Source organism: Cyanobium sp. WKJ7-Wakatipu, from assembly GCF_024345355.1.
Classification (GTDB): domain Bacteria; phylum Cyanobacteriota; class Cyanobacteriia; order PCC-6307; family Cyanobiaceae; genus Cyanobium_A; species Cyanobium_A usitatum.
On sequence record NZ_JAGQAY010000018.1, the window covers coordinates 1 to 19716 of the forward strand.

General features: G+C 63.7%; 12 protein-coding genes. 7 read left to right on the forward strand and 5 right to left on the reverse strand.

All coding sequences use genetic code 11. The features are described from left to right. Positions 1-411: 411 nt before the first annotated feature. On the reverse strand, positions 412-3438 hold the full coding sequence (gene uvrA, locus KBY83_RS10530; RefSeq protein WP_255019505.1) for an excinuclease ABC subunit UvrA: 3027 nt from the start codon (positions 3436-3438) through the stop codon (positions 412-414). Between the two features lie 73 nt (positions 3439-3511). Then, positions 3512-5200 (reverse strand): DNA repair protein RecN, encoded by a 1689-nt coding sequence (gene recN / locus KBY83_RS10535; protein WP_255019532.1) that lies wholly within the window; start codon positions 5198-5200, stop codon positions 3512-3514. 108 nt (positions 5201-5308) lie between these two features. Here recN and KBY83_RS10540 point away from each other — a divergent pair, with 108 nt between their 5' ends. The 7 genes from KBY83_RS10540 (at position 5309) to purF (ending at position 15172) form a co-directional block, all read left to right on the forward strand. Next, positions 5309-7183, forward strand: a complete 1875-nt coding sequence (locus tag KBY83_RS10540; protein ID WP_255019506.1) for an AarF/ABC1/UbiB kinase family protein — start codon at positions 5309-5311, stop codon at positions 7181-7183. Between the two features lie 31 nt (positions 7184-7214). Next, positions 7215-7820: an alpha/beta hydrolase gene (locus tag KBY83_RS10545; protein WP_255019507.1), complete on the forward strand. Its 606-nt coding sequence runs from the start codon at positions 7215-7217 to the stop codon at positions 7818-7820. Between the two features lie 85 nt (positions 7821-7905). Further along, the gene (gene thrC / locus KBY83_RS10550) at positions 7906-8964 is read left to right on the forward strand and encodes a threonine synthase (protein ID WP_106632543.1); all 1059 of its coding nucleotides are present in this window, start codon (positions 7906-7908) and stop codon (positions 8962-8964) included. Positions 8965-9389: 425 nt separating this feature from the next. Next, positions 9390-10535, forward strand: coding sequence for a DNA polymerase III subunit beta (gene dnaN, locus KBY83_RS10555; protein ID WP_255019508.1), 1146 nt, complete (start codon positions 9390-9392; stop codon positions 10533-10535). Positions 10536-10537: 2 nt separating this feature from the next. After that, complete coding sequence (locus tag KBY83_RS10560) at positions 10538-11248, forward strand: RNA methyltransferase (protein ID WP_254960591.1); 711 nt, start codon at positions 10538-10540, stop codon at positions 11246-11248. Between the two features lie 72 nt (positions 11249-11320). After that, positions 11321-13675 carry a phosphoribosylformylglycinamidine synthase subunit PurL gene (purL, locus tag KBY83_RS10565; protein WP_255019509.1) on the forward strand — a complete coding sequence of 785 codons (2355 nt, stop codon included), beginning with the start codon at positions 11321-11323 and terminating at the stop codon, positions 13673-13675. A gap of 36 nt (positions 13676-13711) precedes the next feature. Further along, positions 13712-15172 carry an amidophosphoribosyltransferase gene (gene purF, locus KBY83_RS10570; protein WP_255019533.1) on the forward strand — a complete coding sequence of 487 codons (1461 nt, stop codon included), beginning with the start codon at positions 13712-13714 and terminating at the stop codon, positions 15170-15172. Between the two features lie 38 nt (positions 15173-15210). Here the strand turns inward: purF and KBY83_RS10575 are convergent, their stop codons facing one another. The 3 genes from KBY83_RS10575 to queG form a co-directional block, all read right to left on the reverse strand. Continuing rightward, positions 15211-17739 (reverse strand): DNA topoisomerase (ATP-hydrolyzing) subunit A, encoded by a 2529-nt coding sequence (locus KBY83_RS10575; RefSeq protein ID WP_255019510.1) that lies wholly within the window; start codon positions 17737-17739, stop codon positions 15211-15213. A 65-nt stretch (positions 17740-17804) separates the two neighbouring features. Continuing rightward, positions 17805-18713: a tetratricopeptide repeat protein gene (locus KBY83_RS10580; protein WP_255019511.1), complete on the reverse strand. Its 909-nt coding sequence runs from the start codon at positions 18711-18713 to the stop codon at positions 17805-17807. Between the two features lie 24 nt (positions 18714-18737). After that, positions 18738-19685: a tRNA epoxyqueuosine(34) reductase QueG gene (gene queG / locus KBY83_RS10585; protein ID WP_255019512.1), complete on the reverse strand. Its 948-nt coding sequence runs from the start codon at positions 19683-19685 to the stop codon at positions 18738-18740. Between the last annotated feature and the right edge of the window lie 31 nt (positions 19686-19716).

Below are 19716 nucleotides of genomic sequence, written 5' to 3' on the forward strand. Positions count from 1 at the left end.
CTGCTTCCGCTTCAACCGGCGTTTCTCAATGGTTGCGATGACGGAACGGATCGCCAATGCAGTCTGCTGCTGCACGCCTTGCACGGAGCGCGATCTCAGGCTTGCGGAGGCTTATGGGTAATCACGAGACCCCAAGCAACCTGCCAGTAGTCCCCAACACAGGACTGCGACAGGACTCCTACCCCCAGAACCCCAAGTCCTCCAAGCAACCTGCTGCATTCTGCTGCGATTCACCGAATCTTAAGCCTCTAAAGCCCATAAGACCCCAGCAGAACTACAACAACCCCCTCCAACTGCCTCCAACTGCCTCCTTCTCCCCTTCCAACAGCAAGCCACCACCCAAGCCACTCCCAGTCCTTCCCCTTCCCCTACCCCTCCAACACAACCCTCACACCACCCTCAAACCGCCACTCAACCTGCCACCACCTCTGGCGGATGCTGCTCCAGTACCTGCTTGAGGTATCTGCCCGTATGACTGGTGGGATGCTCTGCCACCGTTTCAGGGGTACCCACCACCACGATCTCGCCGCCCTTGTCGCCACCTTCTGGACCCAAATCAATAATCCAGTCGGCACAGCGGATCACATCGAGGTTGTGTTCGATCACCAGGATCGAGTTGCCCTTGTCGACAAGGCGCTGCATCACATCCATCAACTTGTGCACATCAAAGAAGCTGAGGCCGGTGGTGGGTTCGTCGATCAGATAGAGGGTTTTGCCGGTGGCCCGTTTAGAGAGCTCGGTGGCCAGCTTCACGCGCTGGGCCTCACCGCCTGAGAGGGTGGGCGCCGGCTGGCCCAGTTTCACGTAGCCCAGGCCCACATCCACCAAGGTGCGCAATCGGTCGGCAGCCTGCGGGATAGCTGAAAACACATCGGCGGCCTGCTCCACCGTCATCTCCAGCACATCAGCAATCGTGTGACCCTTGTAGGTCACCTGCAACGTTTCGCGGTTGTAGCGGGCACCCTTACATACATCGCACTGCACATATACGTCCGGCAGGAAGTTCATCTCGATCACGTTGACGCCCTGACCACTGCAGGCCTCACAGCGGCCACCCTTCACATTGAAACTGAACTGACCCACCTGATAGCCGCGAGCCTTGGCCTCCACCGTGGCCGCAAACACCTGACGGATCGGATCAAAAGCGCCCGTATAGGTGGCGGGGTTGGAGCGGGGCGTACGACCAATCGGTGATTGGTCGATCACGATCACCTTGTCGATCGCCTTGATACCACGCAGCTCACCTAAGCCAGGTGGAAATGGCACCTTCAGGCCCAGCTGGTGCTCCAGGGCCGGATGCAGCAGCTCATTCACCAGGGTGCTCTTGCCACTGCCACTCACCCCGGTGACGCACACCAGCCGCCCCAGTGGAATCTCCACATCGAAGCCGGCCAGGTTGTTGCGCTCGCAGTCCACCATCGTGAGCCGGCGGCTACCGGTACTGCGCCGCTCAGCTGGAGTTGGAATCGAGCGGCGGCCACTGAGGTAGGCCCCGGTAAGGGAATCCTCTGCGGCCAGTAGATCCTCAAAGCTGCCCTCCGCCACAATGTGGCCGCCGTGCACCCCCGCCCCCGGGCCAATATCCACCACGTAGTCGGCAGCACGAATCGTGTCTTCGTCGTGCTCCACCACGATCAAGGTGTTGCCTAGATCCCGCAACTTCAGCAGGGTATTAAGCAGCCGGTCGTTATCACGCTGGTGCAAACCGATGCTGGGCTCATCCAGCACGTAGAGCACTCCGGTGAGGCCCGCGCCGATCTGGGTCGCCAACCGAATCCGCTGGGCTTCGCCACCGCTGAGGGTCATGGCGGGCCGATCCAGGCTCAGATAGTCGAGCCCCACATCCAGCAGAAACTTCAGGCGCAGCCTGATCTCCCGCAACACCAGATCACCGATCTGGATCTGGCGTGGACTGAGCAAAGGATCAGCACCCTCGCTCTCGCCCACCCCCATCAGCGATTCAATCCGGCGCAGGGTTTCGCCCACGCTCACCGCCGTGAGTTCGTGGATGGCATAGGGGCCCACCCGCACCGCCAGCGCTTCCGGCCGTAATCGCAGGCCGTGGCAGGTGGCGCAGGGCACCAGCTCGAGAAACTTCTCCAGCTTTTGGCGCACCGATTCGCCGCTGGCGTCACGCAATTGGCGCTCCAAGATCGGCAAGATGCCCTCAAACGGACGCTCGTAGCCGGCGCTCTTGCGATAGCGGCTGTCGGCCTGAATGCTGATCGGCTCCTGGCTGCCATGCAGCAGCACCTCCTGCTGCTCAGCGCTGAGCTGATTCCAAGGCGTCTTGATCTCAAACTTGTAGGCCTCCCCAACCGAATAAAGCAGGGAGAAGTAATAGGAATTGTCCTTATCAGCCCAAGGCGCAATCGCCGCATAAACGGGCAGGGAGGGATCGGGCAACACCCGCTCGGCGGTGAACTTGCGCAGGTGGCCGATGCCGTGGCAGTCGGGGCAGGCGCCGTAGGGGCTGTTGAAGGAGAACAGCCGAGGCGACAGCTCTTCCATCACGGCGCCGTGCACCGGGCAGGCGAAATTTTCCGAATAGAGCCGCTCCCGCTCCACCCCATCGGGCAGCTCCTCATCGGCCTTGGGAACCACCTCCACCAGCGCCAGACCATCGCCCCTTTTAAGAGCGGTGCGCAGCGAATCGGTGAGCCGTTCCTGCACCCCTTCCCTCGCCACCAGCCGGTCCACCACCACCTCAATGTTGTGGGCGTGGTTTTTATCTAGCTCGATGTTGTCGGCGAGCTCGCGCACTTCGCCATTGATGCGCACCCGCGCAAAGCCCTCGGCCACCAGACCGCCCAGCAGCTTGACGTGGCTACCTTTCTTGCCGCGCACCACCGGCGCCAATAGTTGGTAGCGGGTGCCCTCGGGCAAAGCCAGGATCTGATCCACCATCTCGTCGATGGTCTGGGGCCGAATCGAGCGATCGCACTGGGGACAATGGGGTTCCCCAGCCCGGCCGAACAGCAGGCGCAAATAATCCTGGATCTCCGTCACCGTGCCAACGGTGGAGCGGGGATTGTGGCTGGTGGATTTCTGATCGATCGAAATGGCCGGTGAGAGCCCCTCGATCGCATCCACATCGGGCTTATCCACCTGGCCCAGAAACTGGCGCGCATAGGCCGACAGGCTCTCGACGTAGCGGCGCTGGCCCTCGGCAAAGATCGTGTCAAAAGCCAACGAGCTCTTACCGCTGCCGCTCACACCGGTGAACACCACCAGGCGATTGCGCGGGATGGTGAGGTCTACGTTTTTGAGATTGTGCTGACGGGCGCCCCGCACCCGGATCACATCCTCAAAAGAGCCGCCGCTGAGCACACGGCTCGGGTCAAGGGCCTTTTCGTGAACGGTCTGGGCGAGGGTTCTGCTAGCGGCTGCACCGTTGGTGGCAGAGCTAGAGGCAGCAGAGCTCTTGGCGCGGGGCATCCAGACGGCTCATGAACGAGCAAGTCTACGGATGCTCCCCTTGCCCTGGGCACATACCAGTGCTGTAGGGGTTCTAGTGACCGTGTTGATCCAGCAGGCTGGCGGCATAGCTGCGGGCCTCACCCGAATCGCCACCCGCCAGTTCGGCCAGCTCCGCCTGACGGTCCTGGGTGTCCCGCAGCTGGGACACCCGCGTATGGGTGACACCCTCCAACACCTGCTTGGAGACGCGGAAGTGGTGGTCTGCCGCCGCGGCCACCAGGGGTTGGTGGGTGACGCAAAACACCTGGCGCTGCTTAGCCAGGCGGGCCAGCAGCTCGGCCATGGCGCCGCTCACCCGGCCACTCACGCCCGTGTCGATCTCATCGAAAAGCAGGGTGACGTGCTGGTCTGCCGCCGCCAGACAGGTTTTCAGAGCCAGCAGAAAGCGCGACATCTCACCGCCTGAAGCCACCTCAGCCAGGGGCGCCAGGGGCACACCCGGGTTGGCGGAAAACTGAAACTGCACCGCATCGGCTCCCTCCTCCCCCGCTGGCGCCGGTGCAATCGCCACCGCGAAGCGCACATTGGCCAATCCCATCGGCCGCAGCGCCTGCATCAGTTGCTGCTCCAGGGCAGCGGCGGCCTGGCGGCGGGCGGCGCTGAGAGAGGCATTGGCCTGATCGCGAAGCTGGCGGGCTCGCTGCTCCGCCTGCTCCAGGGCCTCCAGGGAAGCTTCGCCACCGCCGGGGGCCAGTTGCTGGCGCAGGCGATCGCGCAGGGAGATCAAGCCAGCCAATTCCTGGCCATGGCGCCGCTCCAGGGCCTTAAGCTGGGCCATGCGCTCCTGCAGCGCTGCCAAGCTTTCTGGGTCACTATCAAGACCAGATCCGTAGCGATCCAGATCGCGGGCCAGATCCTGCAAAGCCGCCAAACCATCGCTACAGCAACTGCGCAGCTCACTGACGCCGCCATCTAAGGCCTCCATCTGCAGCAGCTCCTGTTCGCAGGCGGCCAGGTGATCCAGCACCGATGGCGCCTGCTCTGCCCCCTCCAGCAAGCGGCCCAGCAAAACCATCACCCCCTCCTGCAGCCGCACCCCATGGGCGAGGCGGTTTTCCTCGTTTTGAAGCTGCTGACGCTCCTGGGGATCTTGCAGCTGGGCCGCCTCCAGGTCGGCCAGCAGTTGCTCCTGGGCCGCGCGCTGCTGCTGCAGCTGGTCCCAGTCGCTGCAGGCCTGCTCCAACGCCGCCGCCGCCTGTTTCCACTGGCGCCAGGCCGCCGCCACCGGCGCCAGCAAAAGCGGAAGGCCTTCGCCACCAAAGCGATCCAGCCAGCGGCGCTGCTGACCGGGCCGCGCCAGCTGCTGGGTTTGGCCCTGAACGGTGAGATCGAGCAGCAAGGGCCGCAACTCCTGGATCTGGGCCCGGCTCACCACCACGCCATTAAGCCGATTGCGGCTGCTGAGGCGCTCTTCTGTGAGGCGCCACTCGCGCGATAGCAGCAGTTCGCCCTCCTCAACCTCCAGCTCCTGCTGCTGCAACCAGGCCTGCAAAGGGGGCGAAAGGCTGAAGCTGGCCTCGATCGTGCCGCGCTCAGCGCCGCGCCGCAGCAGCCGGGCGCCGGCGCTGCCCTGGGCCCCACCCAAAAGGGCATCGAGGGCATCAAGCAGGATCGATTTACCTGCTCCCGTCTCACCGGTCAGCACCGTGAAGCCCTCGCTGAAGCTGAGCTCCAGCCGCTCGATCAGGGCGATGTTGCTGAGGCGCAGTCCCGTGAGCACGTCGGCCTCCGCTAACCGGACTGGGGTACCGGCCAGACCGTAGCGGCAGTGGGATTCGTTTAGAAGGGGTTTGGTGCGCCTTAGCGGTGCTTTGCCCGCCCAACTCCCATGGATCCCGACAACAACCAAGCCGAGTTGGGTGATTTTCTGGAGGCCGCTGGCCTGCTGAGCTACGACCCGGCCGCCATCACCCGGATTTACACCGGCCACCCGCAACGGCTATTCCGGCGCCTGTGGCAAACCCTGGTGCCAATCGGGCTCTACCTACTTGGGGTGGGCTTCGACTGGCTCACCGGGCGGCTCAAGGCGACGGAGGTAGCCAGGTCCCGCGCCAAGGAGGCAGCGGATCTAGTGGCTTCGCTCGGCCCCGCTTTCATCAAAGCCGGCCAGGCCCTATCCACCCGGCCCGACATCGTGCCGCCGCTGCTGCTGGAGGAACTTGCCCAGCTGCAAGACCAGCTGCCGGGCTTCGACTCCGCCCTGGCGATGGCCTGCATCGAAGAGGACCTGGGCGCTGCAGTACTCGACATCTACGAGCAACTCGACACCGATCCGATCTCGGCCGCTTCGCTGGGCCAGGTGCACAAGGGCGTGCTCAAGGGGGGTCAGGCGGTGGCCGTAAAGGTGCAGCGCCCGGGCCTGCGGGAGCAAATCACGCTCGACCTTTACATCGTGCGCAACATCGCTTCCTGGCTTAACCAAAACGTCGGCCTAATCCGCTCCGACCTGGTGGCCCTGATCGATGAACTGGGCAAGCGGGTGTTTGAGGAGATGGACTACTTCAACGAAGCCGCCAACGCCGAGCGCTTCGCCGAATTACACGCCCACAATCCCCGTATCACCGTTCCCCGCATCTACCACCAAGCCACTAGCCGCCGGGTGCTCACGATGGAATGGATGGAGGGGGTGAAGCTCACCAATCTCGAAGCGGTGCGCGGCATCGGTGTAGACCCCGACGACATGGTGAACGTCGGTGTTAACTGCAGCCTGCAGCAATTACTGGAGCACGGCTTTTTCCACGCCGACCCCCACCCCGGCAACCTGTTGGCGATGGCGGATGGCCGGCTCGCCTACCTCGACTTCGGCATGATGAGCGAGGTGAGCCGCGAATCGCGCACCGGCCTGATTCAGGCGGTTGTGCACCTGGTAAATCGCAGTTTCGGCAAGCTGAGTAAGGATTTCGTCAGCCTGGGCTTCCTGGCCGAAGACGTAAATCTCGAGCCGATAGTGCCGGCTTTTGAAAAGGTGTTCGGTCAAGCGATCGAGCAGGGAGTCAGCCGCATGGATTTCAAAGCGGTCACAGATGACCTTTCCGGCGTGATGTATCGCTTCCCCTTCCAGGTGCCGCCCTACTACGCCCTAATCATCCGCTCGCTGGTGACCCTGGAGGGAATCGCCCTCAGCGTTGATCCCGAGTTCAAGATCCTTGGCGCCGCCTACCCCTACTTCGCCCGGCGGCTGATGGAAGACCCCGATCCCACCCTGCGCCAGAGCCTCAAAGAGATGCTCTTCGACGGCGACATCTTCCGCTGGCAACGGCTCGACAACCTGATCGCTAGCGCCTCCCAAGGAGCCCAGCTCGATCTCGAAGGGCTGCTCGATCAGGTGCTGAGCTTTCTTTTCTCAGCCAACGGCGGGCTGCTACGCCAACAGCTGGTAGACGCCATGGTCGGCCGCATGGACGCCATGGCCTGGCAAACCACCCTGCGCATCGGCAAGCGCCTGCCAGAGCGGTTCCAACCTCCAGGTTTGCGCCGTCACCGGCTAAGCGAGGCAGGTGAACCGCTGCTCGACCTCGAGCCAGTGCGCCAGTTGATGGGCATACTCAAAGCCCTGCCCGGCTTCGAACCCCAGATGCTGCTGCGCCGCCTGCCACGCCTTGTGGGAGAACCGGAACTACGCCAGATGGGAGTTCAACTAGCCAAGGGTCTGGCCGAGCGCAGCATGGTTCGCCTGGTGCGAGATGTGCTCGTCGCCGCCTGAATTTGAAAGCAATCGCCGTAGGCTTATCGCCATGCAAATAGCGTCGTTAGGCCGTAAGCGTCAGGCCCTTGTTGCCATCGCCCTGGGCCTGAGCCTGGTCGTTCCCTGGCCTGCAGTCAGCCTGCAGCCAGCTAATGCTGCTGAAAACCTGGTGTTTGTGAGCGGTGCCTTTCGCCGCTCCATCGCCGTTGCAGACCTGGAGCATCTGGCTAAGACCGGCCAAGCCCGAGGCCTGCTAGCCGATGTTTTGAGCTTCAGCCGCCAAAATCCCCAGGAAATCGCCAAGCTGCTGAATCAGTCGGTGAGCCTGCCTGTAAGCCTGGTGAGCAGGCTGCTCAACACCCGAATCGGCGAGGCAATCCTGCAGCGCCTGACTGTAATCGTGTTTCCGCTCAAGGCATCCCAGGCCGGGATTCCAGCCATGCGCTCCGCCATGGTGCTGGGGGTCGTTGAAGGCAACGGTTCGATATCTGCAATTTCTTTCTTGCGCGCTTATCCCGCCCAGCAGATGGAAGTGAGCATCCCCGCCTTGATGAACCTGATCAGCAAAACCAGCTCGATCACCGAGCTGGTGCGCTTCTTCTCCGAATCACCGCTGGATGGGTTGCGCGTCGCCGCGCCAGCTGCTGCGCCGTAGATTCACTGAAGTCACTGTCCAAATTGTGTCCTTGCTCCGTTCTCTGCAGCGTTTGAGCAAGGGCCCCTTTGCTGCCCGTCCCACCATGCAGGACTGGCCTGGACTGATCGAGGCCTATCGGCGCTGGCTACCAGTTTCAGAGCGCACACCCGTAATCACCCTGCGGGAGGGTTCCACACCTCTGATCCCAGCCCCGGTGATCGCCGAGCGAATCGGCCGCGGCGTCAAGGTCTATCTCAAATACGACGGCCTCAACCCCACCGGCTCCTTTAAAGACCGGGGCATGACCATGGCGATTTCCAAAGCCAAGGAAGCCGGTTCTGAAGCAGTGATCTGCGCCAGCACGGGCAACACCTCGGCCGCCGCGGCCGCCTACGCCCGCCGCGGCGGCATGCGGGCCTTCGTGCTGATCCCAGATGGCTATGTGGCCCAGGGAAAACTGGCCCAAGCCCTGCTCTACGGCGCCGAGGTGATCGCCATCCAGGGCAACTTCGACAAAGCCCTGGCGATCGTGCAGGAAGTTGCCAACAAATACCCGGTCACCCTGGTGAATTCGGTGAACCCCTACCGATTGCAGGGGCAAAAAACCGCCGCCTTCGAGGTGGTGGATGCCCTTGGTGAAGCGCCGGACTGGCTGTGCATCCCGGTTGGCAACGCCGGCAACATCAGCGCTTACTGGATGGGATTCAACGAGTACCTAAAAGAGGGCCATTGCCGCAAGCTGCCCCGAATGATGGGCTTTCAAGCAGCTGGTTCTGCTCCTTTGGTCCTGGGCCACACGGTTGAGCAGCCAGACACCATCGCCACGGCGATCCGCATCGGCAACCCGGTGAATCGCGAAAAAGCCCTAAACGTGCGCAGCGAAAGCGGTGGCAACTTCATGGCCGTCACCGACGCTGAAATCATCGATGCCTACAAGCTGCTGGGCAGCGGCGAGGGGGTGTTCTGCGAGCCAGCTAGTGCCGCCTCGGTCGCAGGCCTGCTCAAGCACCACCAGGAGGTGCCCCAGGGAGCCACGGTGGTTTGTGTGCTCACCGGCAACGGCCTCAAGGATCCAACTACCGCCATCGAAAACAATGACGCCCGTTTCCATACCGGTCTGGAGGCGGACACCGCCAAGGTGGCCGAAGTGATGGGTTTTTAAGCAAGCCCAGACCTAACCCAAGCCCGGGCCTAGCCAAAACCTTCAACCAATCAGCAAAGCGTCTGCTGAACAGCTGGGGAAAAGGCACTAGAAACCGCGGAGAAGCTCTCGGCTTGGCCAAGCTCCCCAACGCCAATGTTTTCCACACCTGCTGGAAACGGCGGAAAAGCTGATTTTTACCCCAGCTGGCCCAGGCAAAACCCCAGGGCTGATCATGATAAAACCCAGCTGCAGCTGAGAGTTTTTCGGTTTTCCCCGGTTTCCTCAACCCCTACTAAGACGGTTTTAATTTCTTTCTTTAACTTGATCAATCAAATCCTTAGGAGAGCGGAGCAAGACGGATCACCGGCGTTGCGGAATCAGCCGCCCTGTGGAAGCGTGGGGTCACCCTTGATCAAGCCGTCAGGCTCCCCAGCACAAACGCCATGAAGCTGGTCTGCTCCCAGTCTGAACTCAGCTCCAGCCTGCAGCTGGTCAGCCGGGCCGTGGCCAGTCGCCCCACCCATCCGGTGCTGGCCAACGTGCTGCTCACCGCTGATGCGGGCACGGGTCGACTCAGCCTCACCGGTTTTGACCTCAGCCTGGGTATTCAGACGAGCATCAGCGCCAGCGTTGAGACCAGCGGCGCCATCACCCTGCCCGCCCGGTTGTTTGGCGAAATTGTTTCGCGCCTCTCGAGTGATAGCCCGATCACGCTGAATTGCGCTGAAGGTTCCGAGCAGGTGGAGCTCACCAGCCTTTCGGGCAGCTACCAGATGCGGGGCATGCCTGCCGATGATTTTCCTGACCTGCCCCTAGTGCAGAGCGGTACACCGATTCGTCTGGAAGCGGAAGCCCTGGTTAAGGGTCTGCGCGCCACCCTTTTTGCCAGCAGTGGCGACGAAGCCAAGCAACTGCTCACTGGTGTGCACCTGGGCCTTGATCCGGCCGGGCTGGAATGTGCGGCAACCGATGGCCATCGCCTGGCCGTGCTCCGGCTTGCCCATGCGACCGCCTCTGGGCAAAACGAAGCCGAGGAGCCTTTTGCCGTCACCGTGCCAGCTCGCTCGTTGCGGGAGCTGGAGCGTCTGCTCTCAGGACGTCAATCTGAAGAGCCCTTGAGCCTGTTTTGTGATCGCGGCCAGGTGGTGTTCCTTTGGGCCGACCAGGTGCTCACCAGCCGCAGCCTTGATGGCACCTACCCCAACTACCGCCAGCTGATTCCAGAGAGCTTCACTCGCACGATCAATCTCGAGCGCCGCGCTCTGGTGTCGGCTCTTGAGCGAGTGGCTGTGCTTGCTGACCAGCACAACAATGTCGTCAAGCTCAGTGCCGAGCCCGCCACCGGTCAAATATTGATTCAGGCCGATGCCCAGGACGTGGGCAGTGGTTCTGAAGGACTCGCTGCCACCATCGATGGTGAAGCGATTCAGATTGCCTTCAACGTCCGCTACTTGCTCGATGGTCTCAAGGCCATGGCCTGTGATCGGGTGCTGTTGCAGTGCAACGCCCCCACCACGCCGGCGATTTTGACTCCTGCGGAAGGGGATCAATTCACCTACTTGGTGATGCCCGTTCAGATCCGCAGCTGACGGTGGCTCCCCTTCCGGAGCAGGTGCTGCTTAGTGAGTTACTGCGCCGGCATGTTCGATGCGATCAGGGGCTCGATCACGGTGCGGGCGTGCAGGTGTGGATGCATCCCCCTGTGCATCGGGTGCTGGGTTGGGTTTCAAAACCGTCGGCTTTTGGCAATCGCCGGGAGGTCTGGCGTCTCAACCAGCTGCGAGGCATTTCTGAGCTGGAAGCACTTGTGCAGGGTGAACCAGCTGAAACAGAGCTTGGTGTGTTGGAGAAGCTGCCGACTTTGATCGATGCGGCTGTGCTGGATCGCCGCCAGCAACCGATCGGCACCTTGGCTGATGCCGCCATCGAGTTGCGTAGTGGCCGTATTCGCCATTATTTGGTGAGTCGCAGTGATCCACGCCTGCCGGGCAGTAGCCGTTGGCGATTGAGCTTGGATCGCCTGCTGGATCAGCAGCCCGGCCAGGTGCTCACCGCGCTGGAGAGCATCGACGACCTGCCCCTAGCCCGGGCAAGTGTGCGGCAAGAGTTTTTGCGTCGTTCAAGGCGGTGGCGCGATCAGGTGCAAGAGGCGGGCAACCGATTTGAGGAGAGGCTGGAGGGCTGGCTTGAGGAGCCGCCTTGGCAGGAGCCGGAGGGGTTAGATCAGCCCTACGAAACCGATGCCCCCCCTCGCCGCCGCCGTTCTGGACCGCCTGCTGATGATGAAGATCCCTGGATTTGAACCTCGCTTAGACCAGTTCCAGTTGCTGTGAGGCCCGCTCGGCGAGACTGGAGTGATCTTGCCCAGCTGCACGTGGTTGCCGCCTCTTTCGAAGCACCGGCCTATTCGGTTCTCGATGCCCTCAAGAAGGAGAACCTCAGCCAGGCCGACTACGACGAGATCTGCCGTCGCCTCGGCCGCGCTCCCAACCGCGCTGAGTTGGGCATGTTTGGGGTGATGTGGTCGGAGCACTGCTGCTACCGCAACTCGCGGCCGCTGCTGCAGGGCTTCCCGACCACCGGCCCGCGCATCCTGGTGGGCCCTGGCGAGAATGCAGGCGTGGTGGATCTGGGTGAAGGCCAGCGCCTGGCCTTCAAGATCGAGAGCCACAACCACCCCTCGGCCGTGGAGCCGTTCCAGGGTGCGGCCACCGGCGTTGGCGGCATCCTGCGCGACATCTTCACCATGGGCGCCCGGCCGATCGCCCTGCTCAATGCCCTGCGCTTCGGTCCCTTGGAGGACGAGCGCAACGTGGGTCTGATGGAGGGCGTGGTGGCCGGCATCGCCCACTACGGCAACTGCGTGGGCGTGCCCACCGTGGGTGGGGAGGTGGCGTTTGACCCCAGCTACTCCGGCAACCCCTTGGTGAACGCCATGGCCTTGGGGCTGATGGAAACCGAGGAGATCGTCTGCTCCGGTGCTGAAGGAGTTGGTTACCCCGTGGTCTATGTGGGCAGCACCACCGGCCGCGACGGCATGGGCGGCGCCAGCTTTGCCTCCGCCGAGCTCACCGAGGCCTCCCTGGATGATCGCCCCGCCGTGCAGGTTGGCGATCCCTTCCTTGAGAAGGGACTGATCGAGGCCTGCCTGGAGGCCTTCCAGAGCGGTGATGTGGTGGCGGCTCAAGATATGGGCGCCGCCGGCCTCACCTGCAGCTGCTCGGAGATGGCTGCCAAGGGCGGCCTTGGCATTGAGCTGGATCTCGACCGCGTGCCCGCCCGTGAGGCCGGCATGACCGCCTATGAGTTTTTGCTGAGCGAATCCCAGGAGCGGATGTTGTTTGTGGTCAAGCCCGGCACGGAGCAGGCGCTGATGGCGCGCTTTACGCGCTGGGGGCTGCAGGCAGCAGTGGTGGGCCGGGTGCTGGAAGACAACATCGTGCGGGTGCTGCAGCACGGCCAGGTGGCGGCCGAGGTGCCCGCCAGCGCCCTGGCGGACGACACGCCGATCAACCACCACACATTGCTGAGCGAGCCGCCTGCTGAGATCCAGGCCCACTGGCGCTGGAGCGAGACCCAGTTACCAGCTGAGTTGCCTTTCAGCTGGGATGGGGCCCTGCTGGCCCTGCTTGATGACCCCACCATCGCCTCCAAGCGCTGGGTATACCGCCAGTACGACCACCAGGTGCAGGCCAACACCGTGGTGCCCCCCGGCGGCGCCGATGCGGCCGTGGTGCGGCTGCGACCCCAGCAGGGCGAGGGCGCCATGGCGGCGGCCAGCCGTGGCGTGGCGGCGGTGGTGGACTGCCCCAACCGCTGGGTATCCCTCGATCCCGAGCGCGGCGCCATGGCGGCGGTGGCCGAGGCGGCCCGCAACCTCAGCTGTGTCGGCGCCGAGCCCTTGGCGATCACCGACAACCTCAATTTCCCCTCGCCGGAAACCCCCACCGGCTACTGGCAGCTGGCGATGGCCTGCCGCGGCCTTTCGGCTGCTTGCAGCGCCCTGGATACCCCTGTCACCGGCGGCAACGTCTCCCTCTACAACGAGACCCGCCTGCCCGATGGCCTCATGCAGCCGATCCACCCCACCCCCGTGGTGGGCATGGTCGGCCTGGTGCACACCCTTGAGCACGTGCGCGGCCAGGCCTGGCGCCAGGCCGGCGACGCCATCTGGCTGCTGGGGGTGCCTTTGGAAACAGGTGAGGCTCCCGCCGATCCCCGCTTGAGCCTGGCCGGCAGCAGCTATCTGGAGCGGCTGCATGGAGCCGTCACGGGGCGCCCGCCTGAGATTGATTTGGTTCTGGAGCGTTCGGTTCAGGGCTTCCTGCGCCAAGCGATTGCCCAGGGCTTGGTGGCCTCCGCCCACGACCTCAGCGATGGCGGCCTGGCGGTGGCTGCGGCCGAGTGCTGCATCGCCACCATGGCATTAATACCCCTGGGGGCTGAGCTGGAGATCACGGCCAGCAGCGCCCGACTGGATCGGCTGCTGTTTGCCGAGGGTGGTGCCCGCATCCTGGTGAGCGTGCCCGCCGATCAGGATGCCGCATGGCAGCAGGCTCTGGCGTTGGCTGCAGTGCCGGCAGAGCGGCTTGGCGCGGTTACAGCTGCTGCCAGCCTGGTAATTCGCCAAGCAGGCCAACCTTTGCTTGAGCAGAGCCTGGCGGCATTGGAGGCCTGCTACGAGCAGGCCATCCCGCGGCGAATGGGCGAGGGCGCTCGTGCAGAATGAAATTTCACCGTGATTGTTGATGGGCCTGTGCTGGTGATGCGTCCGGACAAGCCCGAGGAAGCCTGCGGCGTCTATGCCGTGCTGGCGCCGGGGCAACCGGTGGCCAACCTCACCTACTTCGGTCTATACGCCCTGCAGCATCGGGGCCAGGAATCAGCCGGTATCGCCGTGTTTGATGCAGAGCGCAAGGTGCGCCTGCACAAGGACATGGGCCTGGTTAGCCAGGTGTTTGATCAGGCCGTGCTGGAGCGCCTCACTGGCGATCTAGCTATCGGCCACAACCGCTATTCCACCACCGGCAGCAGCAAGGTTTGCAACGCCCAGCCGGTGGTGCTCAACACCCGCATTGGTCCTTTCGCCCTTGCCCATAACGGCAATTTGGTCAACGCAGCCGAGCTCCGCCACGACCTGGCGTCCATTGCCAGTGAGCTCACCTCCACCACCGACTCCGAACTGATCGCTTTTGCGATTCAGCAGGCCGTGAACCGGGGCCTGGATTGGGATGGGGCGATTAGGGTCGCTGCCGAGTGCTGCCGCGGTGCCTTCAGCCTGGTGATCGGCACCCCTGATGGCCTTTTCGCTCTCCGGGATGGCCATGGCATCCGGCCTTTGGTGTTTGGTCATATTGGTGAAACGCAGCAAGCCCAGTGGGTGGTGAGCAGTGAGTCGTGCGGGCTAGACATCATTGGAGCCGCCTTTGATGGCGATGTGGAGCCCGGCGAGATCATCCATTTCCGTCCAGGCCAAGCCGAACCAAGCCGCAGCCGTTGGTGCGAGCAGCCCACCAAGCTGTGCGTCTTCGAGATGATCTATTTCGCCCGGCCAGATAGCCGCTTTTTCGGCGAATCCCTCTACAGCTACAGGGTGCGAATTGGCGAGGCCCTGGCCCGTGAAACACCGGTAGAAGCCGACATAGTCATCGGCGTTCCCGATTCCGGTATTCCGGCGGCGATTGGCTACTCCCAGCTCAGCGGTATCCCGTTTGCTGACGGCCTGATCAAGAACCGCTATGTGGGCCGCACCTTCATCCAGCCCACCCAGGCGATGCGGGAGGCCGGCATCAGGGTGAAGCTCAACCCCCTGCCAGATGTGCTCGCCGGCAAGCGCGTTGTGGTCATCGACGATTCAATCGTGCGGGGCACCACCAGTCGCAAGTTGGTGCAAGCCCTGCGGGATGCCGGCGCCACCGAGGTGCATATGCGAATTAGTTCGCCGCCAGTCACCCATCCCTGCTTCTACGGCATCGATACCGATACCCAGGACCAGTTGATTGCTGCTCGTCTCACCCTGGAAGAAATCGCCGCCCACCTTGGCGTCGATTCACTCGCTTACCTGAGCAAGCAGGGCATGGTGGATGCGGCCCATGCCAATTCCGCCCACTTCTGCACCGCCTGCTTTGACGGTGCCTATCCCATCGAAATGGACGAGCAGGTGAGCTCCAGCAAGCTGATGCTTGAGCCGGCTGGCATCGCTGCCAAGGTGCTGCAAGAGCTCTAAGGGCTGCTTGGTTCCCTTGGCAGTTAATTGATTGGCAGTTAGTTGATAAGAGGAATCAGTTCTTGAATTTGCTGTCCTTGGGGCAGCTTCAGGTTGATTCCAGTGCCGCTGGTGTCTTCGCCCTCCAGCTCGTTTAGGTCGATGCGGCAGCTCCAGCCCTTATCAGTCAGTAGTCCCAGCACGGCGCTTCCAACTGCAGTACCGGTTGGGCTTTGCAGGTCGACCAGGTAATCGCCCCGCTCCTGCAGCCGCAGGCCGATCTGCCCCATGTCGCCTCGCTGACAGGGCCGCAGGCTCGACACCAGCAGCCGCTTCAGTTGCCCACTGGCGGTGGCCAGCACCACTGTGCTTTGGTTTGCGCCGGTGGTTTCCGCTTCCGCTGCAGTAAGGCAGGCGGCACCCACCAGCTGCTCACCTGGCAACAGGCGCATTAGTAGGGGGCCTTGGGCAGCGCGCCCCATCAGGGGCAGCTGGGTTTCGTCCAGGCTTAGCCGCAGCACGCGGCCAGTGCTGGTAGCCACTATCAAGGTGTCTCCTTCCTGGCCGGCCACCACCCGCTGCAGGGTCACGCCCTCCTTGAGCTTGAGCACGGTGGTGGCCCGGCCAGACAGTTCCTGAAACTCCTCAATTGGCAGACGTTTGAAACGCCCGTCGCTGCTTAGGAGTCCCAGGCTGCCTTGGCGGGGTAGGGGAAGCACCTGCACTACCGCTTCGCCCTCGATGCTGTCGGGTAGGAAGCGCTCCAGCTTCCCCGGCTGCTGGCCGGCGAATTCCCAGCGCAGTAAGGCCACCCGGCCACTACCCGTGAAGGCCAGCAGCAGCGGTTGCTCGGCGATCGGCAGGATCAGCCGGGCTGGTGCCGGATGCTCTCCAAGTTGGATGGGTTCATCTAGGTGCAGGCGCCCCAGCATCTGGGCGCTGAGGATTTTCACGGCTCCATCGGCCTGGATCAGTAGCCGGCTTTCGGGGGCCAGGGCGCCAAAGGCTTGCTGGCGCTGTAGTTCGGCGTTGGGGCGGATGGCTGCAGCTCGCTGGGCCACCAGGGCATCGCCGCCCTCCACCAGCCGGGTGCGCCGGGGCGTGGCAAAGCGCTTGCGCAGGGCTTTGAGTTCGGCCACCAGGGTGTCGAGCAGCACGGTGCGGTCGTCCAGCAGGTGGCGCAGCCGCTCGCGTTCCACGGCCAATTCTGCAGCTTCCTTGCGCAGGCTTTCCTGTTCAAGGCCCGTGAGGCGCCGCAGTGGCATCGACAACACCGCATCGGCCTGACGCTCGCTCAGCTCGAGTTGCACCTGCAGGGCCGCCCGGGCACTGGCGGCATCGGGGGCCGCGGTGATCAGGGCGATCACCTGCTGCAGGGCATAGAGCGCCTTTAGTAGGCCCTCCACCACCTCCAGGCGGTCTTCGCAGCGCTTGAGGGCGTGGCGGGTGCGGCGGATCAGGGTCAGTTCCCGGTAGTCCAGGAATTCCTGCAGCAGGCGCCGCAGGTTCAGCTGCACCGGCTGGCCGTTTACCAGGGCCAGCATGATGGCGCCGAAGTTGCTTTGCAGGGCGGTACGGCGCTGCAGGTCGGCCAGCACGGTTTCGGCGTTGGCGTCGCGGCGGAGTTCAACTACCACCCGCATGCCTTCACGGTCGCTTTCGTCGCGGATATCGGCGATGCCGCCGATCTTGCCGTCGTTTACCTGCTCAGCCAGTTTCTCGATCCAGCCGGCTTTGCTGAGCTGGTATGGCAGCTCGGTGATCACCACGGCGCCGCGGCGATGGCGTCCCTTTCCGGGCTGTACCTCCTCGATGTGGGCGACGCCCCGCATCGGGATGCTGCCGCGGCCCACGAGGTAGGTATCGCGGACCCCTTGCCCCACCAGCACCTCGCCGCCGGTGGGAAAGTCCGGGCCGGGCACTAGCTCCAGCAGCTTTTCATCGCTTAGCTCCGGTTTGCGCACCAAGGCGATCAGGGCATCCACCACCTCGCCCAGGTTGTGGGGCGGGATGTTGGTGGCCATGCCCACGGCGATACCGGTGCAGCCATTTAGCAGCAGGAAGGGCAGCTGGGCTGGCAGCACCGTCGGCTCCTGCTGGGAGCCATCGAAGTTGGCCGCGAAGTCAACGGTGTCGGCGCCGATTTCATCCAGCAGCGCTTCGTTGGCGATCGGAGCCAGGCGGGTTTCGGTGTAGCGCATCGCCGCCGGGGGGTCGTCGTCCACGGAGCCGAAGTTGCCGTGGCCATCCAGCAGGGGATGGCGGCTGGCGAAGGTTTGCACCTGGCGCACCAGGGCGTCGTAGACGGCCTGATCACCATGGGGGTGGTATTTGCCGAGTACGTCGCCGACGACCCGGGCGCATTTCCGGTAGGGGCGATCCGGGGTGAGCCCCAGCTCGTGCATCGCAAACAGGATGCGGCGCTGCACTGGCTTGAGGCCGTCGCGTGCATCCGGCAGGGCCCTGCCAACGATCACGCTCATGGCGTATTCGAGGTAGGACCGCTGCATCTCTAGGTGCAGCGCAATCGGTTCGATGCGGGCGTCGTTGCCCGGTCCGATGGATTCGCCTGATCGCTCCTCGGCCATCCGGTGTTGGGGTCTGGGGCAGCAAGCTGGGGCTCAGCCTACAGATGATGTCCAGGGCTCCCCATCTACTCCTCGTCGCTGCTTTCGCCCTCCGGGCTGGCATTGGCAAGGGCCCGATCCACCACGGGTTTGAGTTCGGCCAGCTTGAAGAGTTCGGCGGTGGTGCTGCGCAGTTTCGGTCCCCAGAGCTGGTCCTTCTGGTGGCTGTCGAGCACGTAGTTGGGTTCGGTGTCGAGGGCCTTGCCAACCAATTCGACAGCTTCGCTGCGATTTTCCGGACCGTTGGCAAACAGACTGGCGGCCAGGGCCAGGGTTGGTTCAGCCGCATCTGGCTTGATCTTCAACACCTCGCGCCAGCGGCTGATGGCCGCCTTTTTATTGCCCTGCTCGAACAACACCAGCCCCTGGTTGTTGAGGGCTTCCCAGAAGCCTTTGCGCAGGGAAGAGGCCCGCTCAAAGGCAGCCAAGGCTTGGCCGCTCTGGCCTAGCAGGATGCGGGCGTTGCCCAGGTCGAAATAGGCGCCGGCGTTGCGCTTATCCAGTTTCAGGCCCTGTTCCAACAGGCCGATGGCCTCATTGGGTTTGCCGGCCCGTAGGGCTAGGGAACCCTCGGCAAACCAGATCCCAGGGTTGCTTGGATCGAGTTTCTTGGCCTTGGCCAGTGATATACCGGCCTGTTCCAGCTGGTTGCTGCGCAGCTGGGCCTCAGCCAGCAACACCCAGCCGCGGGGATCTTCTGGCAGCAGCTGCACCGTCAGGGCAGCCAGCCTGGCGGCGTCCCTGGCTTGACCAAGTCGCAGCAGCCGGGCCGCCGCCTGGGCGATGCCCAGACCGGCAGCTTCGAGTTCCTGCCGTTGGGGCACGTACACGTAGGGCACCAACGCCCGGGCGGGCAGCCCAGCTGTCAGCAGCAGCCCGAGGGCAGCGGGCAGCAGGGCAGTTCTGAAGTCAGGGCGCGACCAGCGCGGAGCCATTACGGGGAGACGGGTTTGGCCAGCCTAGGCAGTGCCGCGCCGGCTGGCCCGCAGGTTGCGCCGCCACATCCAGGGTTTGAGTCGGCGCAGGGCCGAGGCTCGCAGCTTGGTATCCCAGTCGGCGTCGCTCCACCCCAGGGCTTCCTCGGCCTGCAGGTTCAGCAGCCAGGGCCGGGGCTGTAGATCCGCATCTTCACTGCTTTGCAGCGGCTGTTGATTCCAGGGACACACGTCCTGGCAGATGTCGCAGCCGGCGACCCAGCCCTCCAATTTGCTGGTGATCGCTTGCGGCAGTTCGGGATCGCGGTTTTCGATGGTGTGAAAGGCCAGGCAGCGGCGGCTGTCCACCACGAAGGGCTCGGTGATGGCGCCGGTGGGACAGGCCGGCAGGCAGCGGCTGCAGCTGCCGCAAAGGGTTGTGGCGGCAGCATCGGCAGGCAGCTCCAAGGTGGTGAGCAGGTGGCCCAGCAGTAGCCAGGAGCCACGCTCGCGATTGATCAGGTTGCCGTTTTTGCCAATCCAGCCCAGGCCGGCCTGCTCGGCCCAGGCCTTATCCATCAGCGGTGCACTGTCGACGCAGGCCCGCCAACCCACCCCAGGCACCTGCTGCTCCAACCAGCGACCCAGCTGGCGCAGGCGGCCATCGATCACCCGGTGGTAGTCCCGTCCCCAGCCGTAGCGGGCCACCTTGAGCGCCCCCGGTGCCCGATCGGCCTCCACGTAGTAGTTGAGGCCCACCGCCAGCAGGCTGCGCACCCCGGGCAGTAGCTGCTCCACTGCGCGCCGGCGCGGGTCGGCCATCCAGGCCATGTCGGCTTGATAGCCCGCTGCAAGCCAGCGCTCCAGGGCCGCCGTGCGCAGCTCCAGGCGCTTTCCGGCTGGCACGGCGGCGAGGCCCACCGGGTCAAACCCAAGCTGCTGGGCTTGCTGTTTTAGACGGAGTGCAAGGTCGTGGTGGGCGTGCAGCGTCATCGACCGTACAGTTGCGCCGTTGTCTAAATCT

Bases quoted from the DNA above. Each gene is read 5' to 3' on its own strand.
- uvrA (WP_255019505.1), bottom strand. From the start codon at position 3,438: ATGCCCCGCGCCAAGAGCTCTGCTGCCTCTAGCTCTGCCACCAACGGT.
- KBY83_RS10540 (WP_255019506.1), top strand. From the start codon at position 5,309: ATGGATCCCGACAACAACCAAGCCGAGTTGGGTGATTTTCTGGAGGCC.
- KBY83_RS10545 (WP_255019507.1), top strand. From the start codon at position 7,215: ATGCAAATAGCGTCGTTAGGCCGTAAGCGTCAGGCCCTTGTTGCCATC.
- thrC (WP_106632543.1), top strand. From the start codon at position 7,906: ATGCAGGACTGGCCTGGACTGATCGAGGCCTATCGGCGCTGGCTACCA.
- dnaN (WP_255019508.1), top strand. From the start codon at position 9,390: ATGAAGCTGGTCTGCTCCCAGTCTGAACTCAGCTCCAGCCTGCAGCTG.
- purF (WP_255019533.1), top strand. From the start codon at position 13,712: ATGCGTCCGGACAAGCCCGAGGAAGCCTGCGGCGTCTATGCCGTGCTG.
- KBY83_RS10575 (WP_255019510.1), bottom strand. From the start codon at position 17,739: ATGGCCGAGGAGCGATCAGGCGAATCCATCGGACCGGGCAACGACGCC.
- KBY83_RS10580 (WP_255019511.1), bottom strand. From the start codon at position 18,713: ATGGCTCCGCGCTGGTCGCGCCCTGACTTCAGAACTGCCCTGCTGCCC.
- queG (WP_255019512.1), bottom strand. From the start codon at position 19,685: ATGACGCTGCACGCCCACCACGACCTTGCACTCCGTCTAAAACAGCAA.